Origin of the sequence: Synechococcus sp. A15-62 (assembly GCF_014280075.1) — a bacterium.
In the GTDB taxonomy this organism is placed as follows: Bacteria; Cyanobacteriota; Cyanobacteriia; order PCC-6307; family Cyanobiaceae; genus Parasynechococcus.
Genome location: NZ_CP047950.1, coordinates 1,195,388 through 1,215,700, shown reverse-complemented (window position 1 = coordinate 1,215,700; position 20,313 = coordinate 1,195,388). Strand labels below are relative to the sequence as shown.

The 20,313-nt window shown below is 60.8% G+C and carries 22 protein-coding genes and 1 tRNA gene; 5 read left to right on the top strand and 18 right to left on the bottom strand.

Annotation, left to right across the window (positions count from 1 at the left end):
• Window positions 1–1,188, top strand: a complete 1,188-nt coding sequence (locus SynA1562_RS06810) for an NAD(P)/FAD-dependent oxidoreductase (protein WP_186493259.1) — start codon at window positions 1–3, stop codon at window positions 1,186–1,188.
• A 51-nt stretch (window positions 1,189–1,239) separates the two neighbouring features.
• Here the strand turns inward: SynA1562_RS06810 and psaK are convergent, their stop codons facing one another.
• The 3 genes from psaK to SynA1562_RS06795 all read right to left on the bottom strand — a co-directional run bounded on the left by psaK (window position 1,240) and on the right by SynA1562_RS06795 (window position 2,143).
• Complete coding sequence (psaK, locus tag SynA1562_RS06805) at window positions 1,240–1,497, bottom strand: photosystem I reaction center subunit PsaK (protein ID WP_041434789.1); 258 nt, start codon at window positions 1,495–1,497, stop codon at window positions 1,240–1,242.
• Window positions 1,498–1,565: 68 nt separating this feature from the next.
• Window positions 1,566–1,853, bottom strand: a complete 288-nt coding sequence (locus tag SynA1562_RS06800) for a DUF3593 domain-containing protein (RefSeq protein WP_186493258.1) — start codon at window positions 1,851–1,853, stop codon at window positions 1,566–1,568.
• Window positions 1,850–2,143, bottom strand: a complete 294-nt coding sequence (locus SynA1562_RS06795) for a DUF2499 domain-containing protein (protein ID WP_186493257.1) — start codon at window positions 2,141–2,143, stop codon at window positions 1,850–1,852. The genes SynA1562_RS06800 and SynA1562_RS06795 overlap by 4 nt, the downstream gene beginning before the upstream one ends.
• 54 nt (window positions 2,144–2,197) lie before the next feature.
• Here SynA1562_RS06795 and csaB point away from each other — a divergent pair, with 54 nt between their 5' ends.
• Window positions 2,198–3,280 (top strand): polysaccharide pyruvyl transferase CsaB, encoded by a 1,083-nt coding sequence (gene csaB, locus SynA1562_RS06790; RefSeq protein ID WP_186495343.1) that lies wholly within the window; start codon window positions 2,198–2,200, stop codon window positions 3,278–3,280.
• Here csaB and SynA1562_RS06785 read toward each other — a convergent pair.
• From SynA1562_RS06785 to SynA1562_RS06730, 12 genes are all read right to left on the bottom strand, one after another.
• Entirely contained in the window at window positions 3,237–4,229 is a 993-nt protein-coding gene (locus SynA1562_RS06785; RefSeq protein ID WP_186493256.1) for an ABC transporter ATP-binding protein, read from the bottom strand. The genes csaB and SynA1562_RS06785 overlap by 44 nt on opposite strands.
• The gene (locus SynA1562_RS06780) at window positions 4,226–5,041 is read right to left on the bottom strand and encodes a carbohydrate ABC transporter permease (RefSeq protein ID WP_186493255.1); all 816 of its coding nucleotides are present in this window, start codon (window positions 5,039–5,041) and stop codon (window positions 4,226–4,228) included. The genes SynA1562_RS06785 and SynA1562_RS06780 overlap by 4 nt, the downstream gene beginning before the upstream one ends.
• A 26-nt stretch (window positions 5,042–5,067) precedes the next feature.
• Window positions 5,068–5,934, bottom strand: coding sequence for a carbohydrate ABC transporter permease (locus SynA1562_RS06775; RefSeq protein WP_186493254.1), 867 nt, complete (start codon window positions 5,932–5,934; stop codon window positions 5,068–5,070).
• Complete coding sequence (locus SynA1562_RS06770; RefSeq protein WP_186493253.1) at window positions 5,931–7,196, bottom strand: ABC transporter substrate-binding protein; 1,266 nt, start codon at window positions 7,194–7,196, stop codon at window positions 5,931–5,933. The genes SynA1562_RS06775 and SynA1562_RS06770 overlap by 4 nt, the downstream gene beginning before the upstream one ends.
• Entirely contained in the window at window positions 7,193–8,683 is a 1,491-nt protein-coding gene (ggpS, locus tag SynA1562_RS06765) for a glucosylglycerol-phosphate synthase (RefSeq protein ID WP_186493252.1), read from the bottom strand. The genes SynA1562_RS06770 and ggpS overlap by 4 nt, the downstream gene beginning before the upstream one ends.
• 52 nt (window positions 8,684–8,735) lie before the next feature.
• Entirely contained in the window at window positions 8,736–9,296 is a 561-nt protein-coding gene (locus tag SynA1562_RS06760) for a peroxiredoxin (RefSeq protein ID WP_186493251.1), read from the bottom strand.
• A 12-nt stretch (window positions 9,297–9,308) separates the two neighbouring features.
• On the bottom strand, window positions 9,309–9,545 hold the full coding sequence (gene rpmB / locus SynA1562_RS06755; RefSeq protein ID WP_006850205.1) for a 50S ribosomal protein L28: 237 nt from the start codon (window positions 9,543–9,545) through the stop codon (window positions 9,309–9,311).
• A 79-nt stretch (window positions 9,546–9,624) separates the two neighbouring features.
• On the bottom strand, window positions 9,625–11,529 hold the full coding sequence (gene htpG / locus SynA1562_RS06750; RefSeq protein WP_186493250.1) for a molecular chaperone HtpG: 1,905 nt from the start codon (window positions 11,527–11,529) through the stop codon (window positions 9,625–9,627).
• Window positions 11,530–11,617: 88 nt separating this feature from the next.
• Window positions 11,618–11,842, bottom strand: coding sequence for a ferredoxin family protein (locus tag SynA1562_RS06745; RefSeq protein ID WP_186493249.1), 225 nt, complete (start codon window positions 11,840–11,842; stop codon window positions 11,618–11,620).
• A 25-nt stretch (window positions 11,843–11,867) separates the two neighbouring features.
• Window positions 11,868–13,046, bottom strand: coding sequence for an ATP phosphoribosyltransferase regulatory subunit (locus tag SynA1562_RS06740; protein ID WP_186493248.1), 1,179 nt, complete (start codon window positions 13,044–13,046; stop codon window positions 11,868–11,870).
• Window positions 13,047–13,068: 22 nt separating this feature from the next.
• Window positions 13,069–13,956 (bottom strand): inositol monophosphatase family protein, encoded by an 888-nt coding sequence (locus SynA1562_RS06735; RefSeq protein WP_186495342.1) that lies wholly within the window; start codon window positions 13,954–13,956, stop codon window positions 13,069–13,071.
• A 2-nt stretch (window positions 13,957–13,958) separates the two neighbouring features.
• Window positions 13,959–14,327, bottom strand: coding sequence for a 2Fe-2S iron-sulfur cluster-binding protein (locus tag SynA1562_RS06730; RefSeq protein ID WP_186493247.1), 369 nt, complete (start codon window positions 14,325–14,327; stop codon window positions 13,959–13,961).
• A 53-nt stretch (window positions 14,328–14,380) separates the two neighbouring features.
• Between SynA1562_RS06730 and SynA1562_RS06725 the strand changes: the two genes are divergently transcribed.
• Window positions 14,381–14,467: transfer RNA gene (locus SynA1562_RS06725), tRNA-Ser, on the top strand.
• 87 nt (window positions 14,468–14,554) lie between these two features.
• Here SynA1562_RS06725 and pstB read toward each other — a convergent pair.
• From pstB to pstC, 3 genes are read right to left on the bottom strand one after another with little or no spacing between them, the layout of a single operon-like run.
• A complete protein-coding gene (gene pstB / locus SynA1562_RS06720) occupies window positions 14,555–15,376 on the bottom strand; it encodes a phosphate ABC transporter ATP-binding protein PstB (RefSeq protein WP_186493246.1) in 822 nt (273 codons plus the stop codon).
• Between the two features lie 20 nt (window positions 15,377–15,396).
• Window positions 15,397–16,314: a phosphate ABC transporter permease PstA gene (gene pstA / locus SynA1562_RS06715; RefSeq protein ID WP_186493245.1), complete on the bottom strand. Its 918-nt coding sequence runs from the start codon at window positions 16,312–16,314 to the stop codon at window positions 15,397–15,399.
• Between the two features lies 1 nt (window position 16,315).
• The gene (pstC, locus tag SynA1562_RS06710; RefSeq protein WP_186493244.1) at window positions 16,316–17,263 is read right to left on the bottom strand and encodes a phosphate ABC transporter permease subunit PstC; all 948 of its coding nucleotides are present in this window, start codon (window positions 17,261–17,263) and stop codon (window positions 16,316–16,318) included.
• A gap of 124 nt (window positions 17,264–17,387) precedes the next feature.
• Here pstC and dnaK point away from each other — a divergent pair, with 124 nt between their 5' ends.
• Both dnaK and SynA1562_RS06700 read left to right on the top strand, forming a co-directional pair.
• Window positions 17,388–19,379 carry a molecular chaperone DnaK gene (gene dnaK, locus SynA1562_RS06705; RefSeq protein WP_186493243.1) on the top strand — a complete coding sequence of 664 codons (1,992 nt, stop codon included), beginning with the start codon at window positions 17,388–17,390 and terminating at the stop codon, window positions 19,377–19,379.
• Entirely contained in the window at window positions 19,363–20,295 is a 933-nt protein-coding gene (locus SynA1562_RS06700; RefSeq protein WP_186493242.1) for a DnaJ domain-containing protein, read from the top strand. Before dnaK ends, SynA1562_RS06700 begins: the two co-directional genes overlap by 17 nt.
• Window positions 20,296–20,313: the final 18 nt, after the last annotated feature.

Sequence of the window (20,313 nt, the reverse complement as noted above, 5' to 3'; positions counted from 1 at the left end):
GTGTCCGTTCTGATCGTTGGCGCTGGGCCGTCCGGTGCTCGCCTGGCGATTCAACTGGCCCGGGCGGGTACTCAGGTCACCCTGGTGGATCGCTTGGCTGATCCCCATCGCCACGCCTACTCCAGTGGCGCGCTGCCATTCGACGCTGTTCGTCGGTTGGGTTTGCCGGATGACGCCATTGCCGCCACCTGGCAGGGCTGGCAGCTGCATGATCCCTCGGGTCAGGTTCATCAGTGGTGGTCTGCCGGCGATCTGGGGGTGGTGCTCGACTTCGGCCGGCTTCGGTCCTGGCTCTGGGAGGAGGCGCGTCGCCATGGGGTGGAGTTGATCCAGGGTTGCCGGGCTGCGCTGACCACGCTCACGGCCGATCAAGCCAGCGTGCAACTGCAGTCACGCGATGGGCGGACGTCATTGCGCTCAGCGCGCTGGCTGATTGATGCCACGGGTGCGCGCCGAGATCTGCTGCAGCAGGCTGGCCTCAGCCCCAATCCTGAGGATCCGCTGCTGAAGGGCATCGGCGTTGAGTGGTTGCTGCAGGCCGATGATCGTCAGGCCGCTGCATGGCGGGATCGGATCAGTTTCTTCCTGGGCTCCGACTGGATCCCCCATGGATACGGCTGGATCTTCCCCATGCAGGGGCAACGCCTCAAGGTGGGCGTCTGTCACCTTCCACCGGCGGATCGTCAGACCCCCGGCAGCCTGGCTGGGCCCCTTCAGCGCTTGATTCAACGTTGCGGCCTGAGCGCCTGCCCGGTGCTGGATCGCCATGGCGGGCCTGTGTCCAGCAGCATCGCCCGCTCCGAACCCTTGGTGGCCGGTGCACTGCTGGCTGTGGGGGATGCGGCCAGTTCCGCCAATCTGCTTGGGGGAGAAGGGATCCGCCATGCGATGGACAGCGCGGATCAACTGGCCGATCTGTTGATCGCTGAGAGGATGCCTGGGGACGCCACGACCATGGCCTGTCGCTACCAAGAACAGATCAAGGCCCAGCGGAGTTGGCGCTGGTTGGTGTCGGGCCGGCTGGCGCGGCGCACCTGGTGGGGCCTTGACAATCCAAGGGCCGACCGACGTCTCGAACGTCTGATCCATGGGCTTTCTGCGACCGCAGAAGCTTCTGCTCTCTCAGAGCTGTTGTTTCACTACAAGTTTGAGCGTTACGGCCTGAGGCTGCTGCCGTATCTGCTCTGAGCCAAGGGTTGTTTCAGGGAGGAGACTGGCTCCTCCCTCAAGAGATGTGCTTCAGAGCACGCCGCGGGCGGCCAGACCCTGGATGGCGCCGATGCCAATGATGTGGCCGAGGCTGGTGGTGCCGAGCAGGGCTGCATGACCCATGCCTCCGAAGAAGGAAGCGTTGGGGAGTGCAGCGCCAACGTTGGGGTGCTTGATCGTGGCCTTGCCGACCATGATGGCAACCACATTGCAGAGGATCATCACCAAGGCGACCTTGGGAGACCAGGACACGGAGGCGGGAGCAATCGCGAAGAGGTGGGTCAGCATTCGAGCCAATGAGCGACACCTCATCTTCCGGTGATGGCGACGCCTTGCCTGCCTCTCTTAAGAGTTGTTCACCCTTTTTTGGGGGTTGGTAACAACAGTCCGATCACCAAAACCGTGTTGCTGAGGGTGAGAAAGGCTTCTGCCCCACCGTGCAACCAGTCAATCTCCACCAGTTCCGCTGAGCAGCAGCGCAGGGCGGCAATGGCGGCAACAATCGTGACGGCCACAAACAGAAGGGTGAGCTGAAAGCCCCGTTCCGCCATCAGCGGCAGCGCCTCACTTTTGCGGAGCCAGTAGAGAAACAGCAGATAGGGGATCAGCGAGGCCGCGAACAGCGGTGCGGGATCAAAGCTCATGGAGCACTGGCTCCGTCCACCACCCGGCGTCGTTGGAGCTGCCAGGCCGCCCAGGCCAGGGTGCAGTTGCCGATCACGGTGAACAGGGCTTGAAGGGTGACCAGCCCCCGCAGCGCTTCGCTGTTGTCAAACAGATGCCAGGTGCAGGCAGCCATGGCACTGACGAGGGCCGGAAGCATCGCCAAGGCCATGCCCGGCAGCCCACGTCGATGCATCAACACGATCGCCACGCACCACTCCACCACGGAGGTGACGTGGATCCACCAGGTTCCCAGCGACAACGCATGCATGCCCTGAATCCTAGGAATCCGTTGATAATGCGCGGAGTGAACAGGCTGCTGCCCGTGGTCCGCCCCACTGCGCCTGTATTGCTGCTTTGCGGCTACTACGGAGAGCAAAACCTCGGTGACGATGCCCTGCTTCAGGTGCTGGTCGCGTCATTTCCCAAGCCGCAGCAGCTGTTGATCACAGCCCGCGATCCAGCTCCCGTTCTGGCCTTGGCTCCGGCGGCGCAGACGGTGAACCGCCGTTCCTTGCTGCTCTGTCTTCGTGCGGCCCTGAGAGCTGATGTTCTTGTTCTTGGTGGGGGGAGCCTGCTGCAGGACAGCACCAGCTTCAGCAGCCTTGTCTATTACCTGCTGGTGATGACGGTTGCCCGTCTAGGTGGCGCAGAGGTGGTTCTCTGGGGGCAGGGCCTTGGACCCTTGCAGCGGCGGATCAGTCGGCTTTTGGTTCGCACGGTGTTGCCGCTCTGCAAGGCAGCGAGCTGGAGGGATCAGCGCTCCTTTGATTGGGCCCAGCGTTGGGCCCCCAAGCTGCCGATGGTGCTGGCTGCCGATCCGGTCTGGCAGATGCCGGCGCGCCCTTGGCTCGGTGGCGACGCCATCGTGCTCAGTTGGCGTCCGACACCTTTGTTGGATCATGCGGGCTGGCGTCGCTTAACCGAAGCCCTTGATCGGCTCAGTGCCGACTTGGATGCGCCGGTGATTTGGCTTGCGTTCCATCAACATCAGGACGCACCCCTGCTGCAGCACCTGAGTGATCAAGGTCTGCTGCCGGCGCGATTGAAAGCGCGCAGCTCAACCCTGGTTCCCCAGTCCCTGGAGGCTGTGTCCGATCTGGTGCAGCGGGCGCGTCTGGTGCTGCCGATGCGTTTGCATGCCTTGATCCTGGCCCGACTGGCCAACAGCCCCATGGCTGCCCTCAGCTACGACCCGAAGGTGGAGGCCGCCGCTGCCATGGCCTCAGTGCCCTGCATTCCCTTGCGGTCGCTTCCCTCCGTAGATGATCTGCTGACCCTTTGGCGGGCCGAAGTGGACCGTCCAGCGGATCCTGATTTAACCGAAGCCCTGCGATGTCAGGCGTCAGCGCACAGTGGGCTTCTTAATCGGATGGCAGCCGACCTGACGGCAGACGACGGCCGCTGACGGCATCAAAGCGGTGCTCGCAATCACTGGGCCAACTGATGCATGGTTCAGCTTCGATCGCTGTTTCTCCAGAGCAGACCAGCCGCAGCTCGCCTCGATCGCAGCGCACCAGCAACATCTGGCTGGCTCCGAACCATTCACGGCTGAGGATCGTGCAGGGTGAGCCTGTGGGGTCGAGCCGCAGATCGTCCGGTCGGATGCCGGTGATCACCCCGTTCTTGGCAGGCAGCAGATTCATCTGGGGGCGGCCGATGAACTGGGCGACGTAGGTGCTGGCCGGTTGCAGGTACAGCTCGCGGGGTGTTCCGATCTGTTCAATCCTTCCCTCGCGCATCACAGCGATGCGATCCGCCAGCGCCATCGCCTCCTGCTGGTCATGGGTGACATAGACCACAGGTTGTTCACCGCCGATCATCAGGCGGCGCAGTTGAGGTCGCAGGTCTTCGCGTAACTGGGCATCGAGATTGCTCATCGGCTCATCCAGCAGATACACCAGGGGATCTCGCAACAGGGCTCGGGCTAGGGCGACGCGCTGGCGCTGGCCGCCGGACAGTTGTGAGGGTCGTTGCCGGGCTTGTCCGCTGAGCTGCAACACCTCCAGGACGCTGCGGATTCGTTCATCGCGGGCGCCGGCGCTGCCGCCCCGCATGCGCAGCCCCAGTTCGAGGTTCTCCCAAACATTCAGATGCGGGAACAGGGCATAGCTTTGAAACACCATCCCCACCCGGCGACGTTCAGCGGGAACGTCAACCATCTCCGCATCATTGATGCGAATCGAACCTTGATCGGGGTGATCGAGCCCGGCGATCAGACGCAAGGCCGTGCTTTTCCCACAGCCGCTGGCCCCAAGCAGAGCGACGCATTCGCCCCTTGCCACATCGAGATCGAGCTGGTGGAGAACCTGACGCTCGCCGAAGCGCTTGTTGATGGCCTGAAGTTGCAGTGTCATCCCTTGATGGCTCCGTTGGTGAGTCCACTGACGATCTGACGCTGGAAGACCAGCACCAGCATCAGCAGAGGAATGGCGCCGAGCACGGTGGCTGCCGCGTAGGTGCCATAGGGCACGGAATAGGTTGATGATCCCGCAATTCGGGCCATGGCCACCGGCAATGTGAGCAGATCGCTGCGGCTCAGCCAGGTGAGGGCCACGGGATATTCATTCCAGGCGAACAGAAACACCAGGATTGCCGTGCTGGCGGAGGCCGGTGCAATCAAGGGGAGCAGTACCCAGCGCAGCCGCTGCCACAACGACAGCCCCTCCAGCTTTGCTGCGTCTTCGAGATCGTTGGGCAGGGCTTCAAACGCCGCCGTGAGCAGCAGCAGGGCCAGAGGCATTGACAGAGCGCTGTAGGGAATGGCGATGGCGATCAGGTTGTTGCCCAGGGCAAAGGTGCGGGCCAGTTCGAGCAGCGCCAGAAACAGCAGCACATAAGGGAACAGAGCGGCGCCCACCACCGCAGCCCGAAGGCTTCCCTTCCACCGATCCGGGAGCTTGGCCATGCCATAGGCGGCTGGGATGGCCAGCATCAAGGTGAGCAGTGTGGTGAGGGAAGCCACCAAGCTGCTGTTGAACAGGTAACGCCAGAAGGGCGGATCGGTGCTGAGCAGATCCCGGTAGTTGTTGAGCGTCCAACGGCTCCAGAAGCTCAGTTGGTCATTGACCAGAGCATCTGCGGTGGTGAAGGAACTCACCAGCTGCCAAAGCATCGGCCCGAGCGACCAGACCAGCAGCAGTGCAATCCAGAGGGAACGTTGTGTCATCAATCCAGGTGTCATCGATCCACGTGTCATCGGTCGAGGGGCCTCAACAGGCCGACGCTCTTCAGCAGCAACGTGCCCGCCAGAATCAGTGCGGTGAGCAGCAGAAATCCCGCGAGCATCACGGTGGCGCTGTAGCCGAAATCGAGGAAGCGCATGCCGTTGAGGTAGGCATACAGGGCGATGCTTTCGGTACTGCCGGCGGGACCGCCACCAGTGAGCACCTGGACCAGATCAAACACCCCGAAAGCCTGAGCCAAACGGAACAGAAGGCTCAGAAGGATGTAGGGGAGCAGCAGTGGCAGGGTGACCCTGCGAAGTGCCTGAAGGGGCGTTCCCCCTTCCAGGCGAAAGGCGCTGTAGAGGTCGTCGGGAATGCTCTGGAGCCCTGCCAGAAGAATCAGCGTGATGAAGGGCGTTGTTTTCCAGACATCCGCAAACACCGTCACCAGCCAGGTGATCGATGGGGTGGACAGCAGATCCAGGGAGCCGAGGCCAAGGCTTCGTGCCAGCACCTCGATCGGGCCGTAAGGCGTGTTGAAGATCCAGCGCCAGCCCAAGGCCATCATCGTTGTGGGTAGGGCCCAGGGCAGCAGGGTTAGGGCGCGAACGGCACCCCGACCGCGCCAGCGTTGATGCAGCAACAATGCAATGGCCAGGGCCAACAGCAACTCAAAACTCACCGAGATCAGGGCGAATCGGGCGGTTTGTCCGGCATCCAGCCAGAAGCGCTGATCAGCCGCCAGTCGCAACCAGTTGGCCCCACCGTTGGCCACCGGTTCAAGACCGGTGAGCACGGAATCAGCGTGGAAGCTGAGCCAGGAGTAGCGAAGCATCGGCCAGCCGAACACCACCGCGATCAACAGCAGCGCAGGAGCAGCCAGAAGCATGGTCATGGCGTGGCTCCCGCAGCACGCAGCAGGGTCTGGCTCCGCTGCTGCGTGGTGGCCATGGCCTCATCGGCGGACCCGGCAGCGGTGAACAACCCATTGAGTTCCCGCTGCACCACATCGCTCAGCTGGGCATAAAGCGGGGTTGGTGGACGAACCACCGCATGGTTCAAGGCCACCAGCAGATCCGGCAGCACTGGAGAGGCCTTCAACATCTCGGGATCGTTGAACAGATCCGCCTGGATGGGTGTGTAGCCATTGTTGAGAAAGCGCTGCCGCTGGGCGGTTTCGCTGGTGAGGTAGCGAATCGCTTCCACCGCTGCCTCCTGGTGCTGCGATTGGCGCATCAGGCTCAGCCCCCAGCTGCCGAGGGTTGCTCCGGGACGTTCACCCGGTTGCGCCACCATCAGGCTGATGCCGACGTTGCCTTTCACCGTGCTGTCGTCCTTCTGCAGTTCAGCCCATGCGTAGGGCCAGTTGCGCATCAGCGCTGCATCCCCGGCCTTGAAGGCCTGAAGCGACTCCGCCTCGGCGTAATTGGTCACGGCGTAGGGGCTGACGCCTTCGCTGATTAGATCGTCCAACCAGGCTGCCGCGGCCGTCGCCGCAGGCGCATCGAGCTGCATGGTGTTGGTGGTGGTGTCCATCCAGTCACCGCCGAAGCCCTGCAGCACTTCAAGGAAGTCGCAGCTCAGGCCTTCGTACTGTCGCCCTTGCCAAACAAAACCATTGGCAACGGATTGGCTTTCAACGAGGCGTTCAGCAACCTCGACCAGCGCATCGGGCGTTGCTGGTGGCTGATCCATCAGATCCGTGCGCCAGTAGAGCAGTCCCACATCGGCCACCAGGGGCCAGCGGTAGAGATGGCCGTCGTAGTCATTGCCCAGACGTGCCCCTTGCACCAGCTGCTCCTGGTCACCCTGATCAAACCAGGGATCCAGGGGTTCCAGCCAGCCGGCGGCGGCATATTTCGGCAGCCAGGTGACATCCATCAAAAGCGCGTCGAAGGGCGCATCGCCGAGCAGAAGACTGCTGATTGCCAGGTCTGAGATCGATTCCGTGTTCAACGGACCTCGGATCAAGCTGAGATGAATCCGGCCGCGATGCTCGCGGTTGAAGGCTTTGACCAGATCAGCACTGGCATCGGTGAAGGATGACGGCATCAGGATGCTCACCTCCTCCGCCCGAAAGGAGGCTGACCCGATCAGGGCTCCCAGGGCCATCACCAGCGCCAGGGCACCGCCTGCGAGCCAGCGGCGCAGTTTCATTGCGGGGTCGAGGGCGACAGACCAGACATCTGTTCATCCGCCCAGTCGCTGACGGTGTAGCTCTCAACGGCATCGGTCATCCGGCTCATGCGGTCGCGTTGTTCGTCTTCATCCATTTCCAGTGCCGATTCAATGGCCTCATCCATGCGTCGATTCGAATACGGGTTGGTGAGCACAGCACCATCGAGTACGACCGAGGCTCCGGTGAATTCCGAGAGCACAAGTACGCCGCCACGGTTCCGTCGAGCAGCGGCATATTCCTTGGCCACCAGATTCAGGCCATCCCGCAGCGGCGTGATCCAGCACACGTCTGCATGGCAGAACCAGGCGATCATTTCGTCGTAGGGGATCCGACGGGTGGAAAAGCGGATGGGGACCCAATCGATCTGGCTGAAGCGGCCGTTGATTCGACCGGCCATTTCCTCGATCGAGCGTTGGGTGTCTTCGTAGATCTTCATTCCACTGGCGGCGGCCACACAGGCCAGCATCAACACCACTTGTCCGTGCAGATCTTTGCGTCGTTCCAACAGCCGTTCAAAGGCCAGCAGCAACTCTTCGTTGCCCTTGGTGTAATCCACTCGACTGGCGGAGAGGATCAGTTTTCGGCCTTTTTTGGTGTCTTGAACGATCAATTCGCCATGGCTTTCAACCGACGGGCTCCAGCACAACTCCTGAATCAGATCCGGTGAGGTGCCCACCGGAGAGCTGAGCAGCTGAATCGTGCGGCCGTTGTGCTCGAGGTGACTGGTGACCGTGCCTTCCGACAGGGCGGTGCCGACCTCTATGAACTTCTTGTCCACCGGCACTTTGGGTCCACGCTTGGCACCCACCAGCGTTGTGGCGGCACGGGCAAAGTTTTCCGTGTAGCGGGGAATATGAAAGCCGACGACATCACAACAGAGCAGACTTTCCAGAATCTGCTCACGCCAGGGAAGGATGGCGAAAACATCATTCCCCGGGAAAGGGGTGTGATGGAAAAAGGCGATCTTCAGGTCTGGACGTTCGGCTCGGATGTATCCAGGAGCCAACCAAAGGTTGTAATCATGCACCCAAACCGTTGCACCTTCGGCAGCTTCGGCGCATGCCGCCATTGCGAAACGTTTGTTGACCTCTTCAAAGATCTTCCAGTTCGCATTGTTGACATTGAAATAGGTCGGGAATGTATGAAGAATTGGCCAGAAGCATTCTTTGGATGTGATGTGATAAAAACTGGAAATCTGTCCATCTTCCAGGGGGATTCGGCAAAGAGTGAACGGCGAAGGGTTATCCATCTCAAACCGTTCTGTGCCCTCATTCGACTGTTCGTCGACCCTTCTCCAGGCAATCCAGGTGCCCTTTTCGCAACTGCGGAAGAGATTGCGAAGGGTTGGAATAATTCCGTTAGGGCTTTTCTGGTCGACCCATATTCTTTTCCCGTTCTTGTCCTTTGATTCGTCGAACGGTGTGCGGTGGTAGAGGATTACAAACGAACTCTGACCCGCACCCATTTATTCGAACAACGCTTCGTTCGGTCCACCATTCAGCAAAAGCCCTTTTTTGTCAAACGCCGGCTTTGGACTGAAAAATCACCAACGAATCCAGCACCTCCCTGGCGTGACCGTTGGGTCGAACCGCCACCCAGCGTTCGCGCAGCACCCCGTCCGGATCGATCAGGAAGGTGTGGCGTAGCGAGTACGGCGCCATCCACGACCCGTAGGCCTTGCTGACGGTTCCGTCAGGGTCCGAGAGCAGGGGGAAGCTCAATCCTTCGCTTTCACAGAAGGATTCGTGGTCATCAACGCTGTCGGCGCTGATGCCGATTACCTCGGCCCCGGCCTGAAGGAAGTCGTTGTGAAGGCTTTCGAAGCCCCGGGCTTCGATCGTGCATCCGCCGGTGAAATCTCTTGGGTAGAAGTAAATCGCGAGCCAGCGGCCGCGCAGATCACGGCTGCTCCATTGCTTCCGATCGGGTTCGGATTGGCTGGATCCGGGTAGATCAAAATCGGGCACGGTTGTGCCCGTTTCCAAAACAACACCCCCGAGGGCCGAAGCCCGCGAGGGTGTGAGCGTCAGAGCTGTAAGGAAAAGGCCGGACTTGACTAGTAATTCCCGCCGATTCACCCGTTCAAGATCTCAGATCTTGGCCAGGTTAATGCCCAGAGACTTGGCGTAGGCGCCGAGGCCTTTCTTCTGGATGGTTTTCAGGGCGCGGGTGGTGACGCGAAGCTTCACCCAGCGGTTGCCTTCCGCCCACCAGAGGCGACGCTGCTGCAGGTTGGCCTGCTGCAGCTTCTTGGTGCGGATGTGGGAATGGCTCACGGCCATGCCGTTGTTGGCGCGAGTACCGGTGAGCTGACACACCCGTGACATGACGATGTCCTTCTACTGAGAGGTTGTTTGGAGCTGAAAAACCAGTTCCAAACAATCAATTTAGCAAAAGGTCTTCAGCTCAAAGACCTCTCTGCATCAAGGCACCCATTAATTCAGCACTGCGGGTCTGGAAACCGGCCAGTTCATTGGGTTCCAGCCCCCCCACGCCCAGGCGCGCCATGTCATACAGATGGCGGGCCACATCCTCGGACAGGCTTGCGGTCGGCGATGTTTCCGCTGCTCCCACCAGCACACCACCGGCACGCAACTTCAGCATCCCTTCCACAAGGGGGTGACGCCGGTTCACCAGCAGCACGTGATGCTCGGGAAGTCCCGGCAGCCGTTGTTCCATCAAGGCGCCCATGTCGTTCAGCCGGCGCATCTGTTCCGGCAGAAGAATCATGGCCGGCGGTGCTCCTTCGGCTTTCAGGGCCTGCACCTGAACGGTCACCTTGTCGTTGGCCAGGGCCCCTTTGATCAGATCACGCAGTCGGTCTGATTCCGTGGTGCCGTCCTGATCGGTGAGCTCGGCATCGTTGTCCTTCAGGCTCTCGTCCAGTTCAGAGTCGACGCGCTGGAAGGTGAGTTCCTCATGGCGATTCTCCAGCCAGGGGATGAACTGGGTGTCGATCACCGTCTCCAGCTTCAGCACTTCCGCGCCCTGGGAGGTCCAGAGGTTGAGCGCTCCAGCCTGGGCGACGTCATCGGTGCTGTAAAGCACGCGCTTGTTCTGATCCGCGGCCAGTCGGCTGCGGTATCCCTCCAGGGTGGTGAAGGCACGGCCATCGCAGGCGATCGGGTCAGCGTCGTCACCTTCCTCTGCTGCTGCGGTGGTGGCGAACAGGATCAATTCAGACACCTGCTCCGCAAACTTTTCGTCCTCCATGGCGCCGATCTTCACGAAGGGTGCCAGGGCATCCCAGGCTTCGGCGTAACCCTTGGGATCCTCCTTTTTCAGGTTCCGCAGCCGGTCTGACACCTTCTTGGCGACGAAGTTGCCGATGGACCGAACGCGTCGGTCGGTCTGCAGGGCACTGCGGCTCACGTTTAGGGGGATGTCGGGTGAATCGATCACCCCCCGCAGGGGCAACAGGTAGCGCGGAACGACCTCCTTGATTGAATCGCTGACGAACACCTGGTTGCAGTACAGCTTGATTTCCCCTTTCTCCCAGTCGGCACGACCGGTCTGCTTGGGGAAGAAAAGAATGCCCTGAAGGTTGTAGGGATAGTCGGTGTTGAGGTGAACCCAGAGCAGGGGGTCGCCCTGGAAGGGATACAGGTAGTGATAGAGATCGATGTAGTCCTGATCACTCAGATCTCGGGCGCTTTTGCGCCAGGGGGCATCCATCTTGTTGATGGTTTCCCCTTCCAGCTGCACCGGTACTGCCATGAAGTCGCAGTAGGTGTTGATCAGGGTGCGGATCCGGGCCGGTTCGAGATATTCGAGCTCGTCCTCCATCAGATGAAGGATCACGTCCGTGCCGGGCTGCTCCTTTTCGGCGGCAGTGAGGCTGAAGTTCGGGGAACCATCACAGCTCCAGCGCACGGCCTCAGCCTCGGGCCGGGCTGAACGGGTCAGCAGCTCCACCCGCTCGGCCACCATAAAGCTGGAATAGAAACCCAGGCCGAAGTGGCCAATGATGGCGTCGTTTTCCTGCTTGTACTTCTCCAGGAAATCCTCGGCACTGGAGAAGGCCACCTGATTGATGTAGCGCTTCACCTCATCGGCCGTCATGCCAATGCCGTTGTCGCTGATGGTGACGGTCTTGGCCTCACGATCCACCGTGATCCGGATGGCTCCGTCATCCCCTTCGCTGCAATCGCCGGCCATGGCGGCCATGCGGCGCTTGCTGATGGCGTCGACGCCATTGCTCACCAGCTCCCGAAGAAACACCTCGTGGCCGGAATAAACGGCCTTCTTGATGATTGGGAAAATGTTTTCGGTGTGGATCTGAATCTGACCCTGTTCCTCCAGCACCGCCATTCCTTTGCTGCGAAAAACCAGACACTAGAGACAGGTTTTGCCCCGGCTCAACGGCTTTTTCAGGGGGTTCTCCGTACCTTTCTGCAGCTCAGGACGTCTTCTGCAGGTCTGGACGCTCTTCGGCAACGATGGCCCCCTCAACGGGACACACCTGCAGGCAGATTCCGCAATCGATGCAGGTGTCGAAATTGATCCAGTAGAAGTCGGTGCCCTTTTTGTTCTTTCCTTTGCCTTGGTCAATGCAGGCCACGGGGCAGGCATCAACGCAGTCAGCGATGCCCTCGCAAACGTCAGTGACGATGGAATGAGCCATGGAGGTCCTGCTGTACAGCGGGATCCTAAGGATCGACCCAATCCAGCTGCAGACCACCCTGGGCCATCGCCTGCAGCTCAGCCTCCTGCTTGGAGGCCAAGGGTTCAAGAGTCATCACGGCAGTGCGTCCCTGCTCGTGCCAGCTGCGCTGACGCTCCATCGCGGATTCCAGATTTGAGGCCGTTGAAAAAGCAACGAGAACATCGGACTGCTGTTGTTCGGCAGCATCCAGGTCCGAAATCAGTTCGCGGATCGGATCGATCGCGAGGCTGAACCCTGCGCCAAAGGCCCGATCATCCGTTGCGCCGCAACGGCGCACCAAATCGTCGTAGCGGCCGCCGCGGGCAATCACCACCGGTGAACTGCGGCCATCACAAACGAGCTGGAACACCAGGCCGGTGTAGAGCTCGAAATGGGGTTGGAAGGTTGGATCGAGCTGGATCGTCACTGCCTGAGCCTGAGCTGCCGAGGCGAGATGGGCACAGAGCCGCCGCAGCTCATCGAAGACCGGCTGTTCCCCGCAGAGACTGCTGAGATGAGCCAGCACCTGGTCGGGGGTGCCCCGGCAGTCCATCAAGGAGAGCAGCCTGGTCTTCTCAGCGTCGGCCAGATCGAAGCTTTCGATGGCCAAACGATCGAAATCGATTAGTGCGGTGCGGATCTGATCACGCACCGCACCATTAAATGGAAGGAGCACCAGATCCATCAGGGCGGTGTGCCCCAGCAACAGCCTTGGTTTCTGGCTGGTCTGCAGCCCCAGGGTCTGAACGGAGGCCATCAGCAGGCTGAGCAGCTCCATCTCCGCTTCGCTGCCGCTGACGCCGAACAGTTCGACGCCGCTCTGCAGGTTTTCCTCAATGCACTGCCCCCCCTCATCTGCGGAACGGGTCCGGAACACCGTGCCGGATGCCCAGAGCCGGAGTGGTCTCTGACGATCCGCGAATCGGGTGCAGGCAGCTCTGGCGATGGATGCCGTCATCTCCGGACGCAGCCCGAGGGGGTCATCGGCCACAAGACGAACAATGTCTGAGCTGTCGATGGCACCGCCGGCCATCAGGGTCGCCAGGCGTTCCACCCGGGGTGGCGAGACCTCGTCGTAGCCCCAGAGGCGGTAGACCGACGCCAGACGTTCCGTCAGCTGTCGATTGGTCTCCACCTGACGTGGATTCAGATCCTTTGCGCCAGCTGCAGGTTGCAGCGCCATCTCACGTCCTCTCGGCCACGCCTCAGGATCCCATGGCCGTGACCTCGGGTGCACCGAAAGCGGCTCCAGGCAGTGGTTTCACCTGAGAAAGCCCTTCGGTGATCGCCGCATGGAGGCTGGCGCCAGCGGCAACGACCCGGCCACTGGAGAGGTCGAAGGGTCGATTGCCGTAGCCGGTGACGGTTCCACCGGCCAGATCCACCAACGCCACTCCAGCCGCCAGATCCCAGGGAGACAGGCCCCGTTCCCAGTAGCCGTCCTGGCGGCCAGCGGCAACAAAGGCCAGGTCCACCGCTGCAGCACCCCCCCGGCGCACGCCGTGGGTGCGATGGGTGAACCAGCAGAACTCGGCGTAGTTGTTGTCGAGTCGGGTGTGCCGGTCGTAGGCGAACCCGGTCACCAACAGTGAGTCTTCGAGTCGTTCGCAGCTGCTCACCTGAAGGGGGCTCTCGTTGCAGAACGCTCCGATTCCCGGTGCCCCCCAATACATCTCTTTGAGAAAGGGCACAGCGATGGCGCCGAGAAGAGGCTGCTGGCCGAAGGTGAGCCCGATCGAGGTGGCAAAGAAGGGATAGCCGTGGGCGAAGTTTGTGGTCCCATCAAGGGGGTCAACACACCACCTCAAACCGTCCTGCTGACCGGCTGCTCCGCTTTCCTCCGCCAGCACGGCAATCTCGGGGGTCTGCTCCGCCAGCAGCTTCAAGACGATGCGCTCGGCAGCAAGGTCAGCATTGGTGACCAGGTCGCCGCTGCGGCCTTTGTTCTTTATGGATGACAGGCGCCCGTAGTGGCGCATCAGTTCCTGGCCGCCGGCATCGGCCGCTGAACGCGCCACGCCCACAAGACGCTCGAGATCGCTTGGGCTGAGACCGGCCTCGCGGGCGGCACGGCTGCAGATCGATTCCGGCATGCTCATTCCTCCTCAAGGGGAATGCGAGCGGTGACGCGCCCTTTGCCGAAGTGGCGTCCGAACTGGAGCTCGTACACCTCATCCTCATCCTGGGTTTCAGCCTCCAGGGGGCCGATGGCGCGGGCCACGCAGAGAAGGCCGTAGCCCTTGGCCCTCAGCTCCCGCGACAGTCCCATCGCTTCGCGCTGATCGAGGCTGCCGCTCCGCACACGAACGGCGCACTCCGTGCAGCATCCGTTTCTGCAGGAGAAGGGAAGTCGATCGCCCTGCTCTTCGAAGCTGTGGAGGATGTAGTCCCCTTCAGGGACGTCGTGGGTGATGGTGCGACCCTCCTGGCGCCAGTGAATCGTGATCCTGTGGCTGGGACGCATGAAGGTTAGCTGTCAGTGCCCTGCTACATTCTCACCTGCCCCATTTAGCCGGTGGAGAGCTGGCCGAGTGGTCGAAGGCGCAGCACTGGAAATGCTGTATAGGGGCAACTCTATCGAGGGTTCGAATCCCTCGCTCTCCGCTTCTCCGGTCCGTAAGGGCCGGATTTTTTTTGCCTTTTTCGAGGCCGGAATGCCCATCACGGCCCTGCTCGGGGCCGGCTGGACGATCAGCCGAAACGACCAGAAACGTAGTCCTGGGTGGCCTGCTGTTGGGGGGCGTTGAAGATCTTGTCGGTGTCGTTGAATTCCACGAGGTAACCCACCTTTCCGGTTCCCCCTTCAACGGCTTCTGCGTTGTAGAAGGCGGTCATGTCGCTGACGCGAACGGCCTGCTGCATGTTATGGGTGACGATCACGATGGTGAAGCTCTTCTTGAGCTCATGCATCGTCTCCTCGATTTTCAACGTTGAGATTGGGTCGAGGGCTGAACAGGGTTCATCCATGAGGATGACCTCCGGCTGGATTGCGATCGTGCGGGCGATGCAAAGGCGTTGCTGCTGTCCGCCGGACAACGAATAACCGCTCTCATTCAGCTTGTCTTTGCACTCATCCCAAACCGCCGCCTGGCGGAGGGACCGTTCAACCAGCTCATCCATGTCTCCCGTGTAGCCGTTGATGCGAGCGCCGAAGGCGATGTTTTCGTAGATGCTCTTCGGGAATGGATTGGGTTGTTGAAACACCATCCCAATTCTGCGGCGCACTTCCACGGGATCAATCTTTGGTCCATAGAGGTCAACGCCTCCAAACAGAATGCTTCCCTTGAGTGAGCAGCCTTCGATCAGGTCGTTCATCCGGTTCAATGAACGCAGCACCGTGGACTTTCCACAGCCGGAAGGGCCAATGAAGGCTGTTACTTTTCCGCGGGGAATCTCGCAGTAGACGTTTTTGACGGCTTCGAAATTGCCGTAGCTGATCGTGACGTTCTGCAGGGAAAGGGCGACGTCTGTGTTGTGGGACTCGGTGGCTTGAGGCTGTTGAAGAGTCGTCATGGTTTTACGTAAGAAGTGATTTATTTGGCAGCAAATCGCGCCAGCCAGCGAGAGAAGAGGTTTAGGGCCAGGATCATCACAACGAGCACAAACGATGCGGCCCAGGCCAGTTCGTTGTGAAATTCGTAGGGCTCGATCGCGAAGTTGTAGATCATCACCGAGAGGGTGGCGATTGGAGAAAAGATCCCTTCATGCGTGAGCAGATCAGACCAGAACGGGGAGAACAGGGCTGTGAAAATCAGGGGAGCCGTTTCCCCTGCTGCTCTGGCGACAGCAAGGACCACGCCGGTTGCGATTGGTGTGAAAGCGGCAGGGAGTGTGATTCGAATGATGGTGACGAATCGGGATGCGCCCACCCCCAGGGCAGCACGCCGTAAGTCGTCGGGCACCAGCTTCAGGCCTTCATCAGTGGTTTTGATCACTGTGGGCAGCATCAGCACCGCCAGTGCCATGCCACCGGCGACAGCGCTGTAGGCGTTCCCGAACAGAATTCGGCTGGTGACGATGGTTCCGTAGATGAATACGCCGGCAATGATCGATGGCACCCCGGCCAGCACATTGGTGCCGAAGCGGATGAACTGAGCGAACCATCCAGATCGGGAATATTCAGCAAGAAAAATACCGCCGCCAACGCCCACCGGAACAGCGATCAGGCCAGCAACAGCCGTCACCACCAGGGTCCCAACGATCGCATTGGCGATCCCTCCTTCTTCGAGGCCTGGCGGTGGAGGCAGTTGCGTCAGCAGGGCCAGGCTGATCTTGCTGCCCCCCTGCACCAGCACGTAACCCAGCACCAGGATCAGGGGCAGAACAGCGATGACTGCGAACAGTGCCGCCAGAAACGAGAGTGCCCCGCTGCTGATGTTTCTGCGTTGAAAGGGCTTGTAGCTGAGGTCAGGGGCTGACTCGGCTTGGTTGTGGGTGAGCGTCTGCGTCATGTCAGTACTTCAGGCTCAAACGCTTCACGATCCACTGGGCAAAAATATTCACGCACAGGGTGAGAACAATCAGCACAAATGCTGCGTACATCAGAGATGACACCTGTGAGCCATCCGCTTCACCAAATTGATTGGCCAGCATCGCCGCGATGGTGTTGCCGGGTGCCAGCAGCGAAATACTGAAGTTGTTGGAATTGCCGATGATCATCGTCACGGCCATGGTTTCGCCCATGGCGCGGCCCAAGGCCAACATCACACCGCCAATGATTCCGGAAATTGCTGCCGGGAGAATCACATTGATGATGGCGCCCCAGCGGGTTGTGCCCACCCCATAGGCCGCCTGGCGCAGTTTCTGAGGAACCTGATTCAGGCAATCACGGGAAATCGCCGTGATGATCGGCAGGATCATCACCACCAGAATCAACACCGCAGGAATGGTTCCTGGACCCATCGGCGGGGTGCTGAACAGGGGGAACCAATTGAACAGTTGATAAAGCAGTTCAAGCCCCGGACGGATGAATGGCTCCATCACAAAGATGGCCCAGAGGCCCAGAACCACCGATGGGATCGCTGCGAGCAGCTCCACCATCAGGCCGATCACGTCCCGGATCCGCTTGGGGATGATGTTCTCGGTGATGAAGATGGCTGTGCCTACCCCGAGGGGCACCGCAATCAACAAGGCCAGCAGTGATGTGATCAAGGTGCCGTAAATGGCCGCCCCAGCCCCGTACTGATCGTCCACCGGATTCCAGTCTGAGGTGACCAGGAACTGCCAGCCGTAGCGGGCCATGGATTCCAGGCTCCCCTGGAACACAACGATCAGAATTGAGAACAGAACAATCGCCACGACCGAGGCCATGGCGATGGAAAGATTTTTGAAACTGATGTCCACCAACTTCTCTGCCGGTGGACGGCTTCGGAGCAAGTAACGACTGTCCGGGTCGGACATGCATCCAGGGGCGCGCCCATACAACGTATGACCCGACCCTTTTCTGCTCATTAAGAACGGCTTAAGCGGTGGGCTGGAGCTGGTTTGAACCTGCCGTTAGCGTGGGGATCAAGTTTTCAGGGATATGGGGCGGATCGTCGGAATCGATCTGGGGACCACCAATTCGGTTGTCGCTGTGCTGGAGGCAGGTCGTCCCCATGTGATCGCCAATGCCGAAGGCGGGCGAACCACCCCATCCGTTGTTGGCTACACAAAGGATCAGGAACTCCTGGTGGGTCAGCTGGCCCGGCGTCAGTTGGTACTCAGCCCCCGTAACACCTTCTCCAACCTCAAGCGGTTCGTCGGCCGGGACTGGGACGAACTCGAGGACAGCAGCCTGTCGGTTCCTTACACGGTGCGTGCCAACGACCAGGGGCAGGTTCGGGTGCCCTGCCCTGTGACCGAGCGTGAATACGCGCCCGAAGAGCTGGTGGCCAGCATCATCCGCAAATTGGTGGATGACGCGTCTACTTACCTGGGTGAACCGGTGGAGGCGGCGGTGGTGACCGTGCCCGCCTATTTCAATGATGCGCAGCGCCAGGCCACCCGCGATGCCGGACGCCTGGCGGGCATCGCGGTGGAGCGCATCCTCAACGAGCCCACCGCGGCAGCTCTGGCCTACGGATTTGATCGCAGCGCCGTCAAACGGGTCTTGGTCTTCGACCTCGGTGGCGGCACCTTTGACGTGTCGCTGCTGCGCATCGCCAATGGAGTTTTTGATGTCAAGGCGACGAACGGCGACACGCAGCTCGGCGGCAACGATTTCGATCAGCGCATCGTCAACTGGCTGGCTGATGCCTTTGAGCAAGAGCACAAGGTTGATCTGCGGCGCGATCGTCAGGCTCTGCAGCGGTTGACGGAAGCTGCTGAGAAGGCGAAGCAGGAACTCTCAGGTGTGCTCAGCACCCCGATTTCACTTCCCTTCATCGCCACCGGCAGCGATGGTCCGCTGCATATCGAAACCCGGTTGGATCGCGCCACCTTCGAGGGGCTCTGCCCGGATCTGCTGGATCGTCTGCTGAGTCCGGTTCAGGCGGCCCTGCGCGACTCCGGTTGGTCAGCAGACGACATCGATGACGTCGTGCTGGTGGGTGGCTCTACGCGGATGCCGATGGTTCAGCAATTGGTGCGCACCCTGGTGCCGATTGATCCCTGCCAATCGGTGAATCCGGATGAGGTGGTCTCGATCGGTGCTGCGGTGCAGGCCGGGATTCTCACGGGTGAACTCAGAGATCTGTTGCTCAATGACGTCACCCCCCTGTCGCTGGGACTGGAAACGATCGGTGGATTGATGAAGGTGCTGATTCCCCGCAACACGCCGATCCCCGTGCGCCAGTCCGATGTGTTCAGCACCTCGGAGGCCAATCAGTCGTCCGTGGAAATCCATGTCTGGCAAGGGGAGCGCCAGATGGCGACGGACAACAAATCCCTCGGTCGTTTCCGGCTTTCCGGGATCCCACCGGCGCCGCGGGGGGTGCCCCAGGTTCAGGTGGCTTTCGACATCGATGCCAATGGCCTGCTGCAGGTGAGTGCCACCGACCGCACCACCGGCCGCAAACAGTCGGTGTCGATCCAGGGTGGCTCGAACCTCAATGAAGAGGATGTGACCGCTCTGCTGGCTGAGGCCGAGGCCAAGGCTGATGAAGACAGGCGCATACGCAACCAGATCGAGCGCCGTAACCGGGCTCAGACCTTGCTCGCCCAGGCGGAACGGCGGCTGCGGGATGCGTCGCTTGAGCTTGGGCCCTATGGGGCTGAACGGCAGCAACGGGCCGTTGAAATGGCCATGCGTGACGTGCAGGACTGCATCGCCAACGACGACCTTCAGGAGCTTGATCTCTGCGTAAGTGGTCTTGAAGAGGCGTTGTTCGGGCTGAACCGTCGTCTGTCGGCGGAACGTCAGGCCGATGGCAGCCCGCTTCAGGGGATCCGCAACACCCTGGGCTCCCTCAAGGATGAGCTGTTTGCCGATGACTGGGACGAAGACCCCTGGGGTCCCCCCAGCCGTCCGGGTGACCGTGGCCGTGGTCTGAGCCGGCGTGACCCTGCACCTTGGGACGATGACATCTACCGCTGAGCCTGATTACTGGTCTCTGCTGGGGGTCGATTCCGACTGCACGGATCAGCAACTCAAACGGGCCTTTCGTCGGGAGGCCCGTCGCTGGCATCCCGATCTCAACAGCAACGATCCCATTGCTGAAGAGCGCTTCAAGTTGGTCAATGAGGCCTATGCGGTGCTCAGCGATCCCCGCCGGCGTGAGGCCTGGCAGCGGGGGGGTGGATCCAGAGCGGATGGTGCCGATCCCTTTGCCCAGGGCTTCCCTGATTTTGAGGATTACCTCGATGTGATCTTTGGCGGCTCAACAGGTCGTTCTCCGGCTGAGGTTGAGGACGAGCCTGATTCATCCTTACGGGGTGATGACGCCAGCCGTGAAACCAGAGGCCATGAACCTCCGGTGTCGGCGCCGCCGCCACCGCCGCCGGTGCGTGCCGTGGAAGATCTCGAGTCGGTGGTTCATCTCACCCCGGATCAGGCTCTCCAGGGAACTGTGGTGGAACTGACGCTCGATGACGGCACCGTGATCGAGCTGAACACGCCTCCCTTTGCGGGAGATGGATGGCGCCTGCGGCTTGAAGGCGTTGCCCCCGGTGGCCGTGATCATTTCCTGCAGCTCCGGGTTGTGACCGACGACGGGCTTCGGATCGACGGCTTGCGGGTGCTCTACAAGCTGATGCTGTTTCCGCCGGATGCGGCTCTCGGCTGCGCTGTGGATGTGCCGACCCTGGATGGACCTGTGACGCTGCAGGTTCCTCCAGGCTCATCCAGTGGACGTTTGTTGCGGCTGCGGGGGCGTGGGCTGCAGCTTGATGACGAGCGAGGTGACCAGTTGGTGGAGATCGTTGTGGTGATTCCGTCGGATCTGGGTGATGCGGAACGAGCGCTCTACAGGCGTCTTCAGGAACTGGCGAGCGAATCCGAGCAGGGTGGTTGACGATGGGTGAGACTCCGG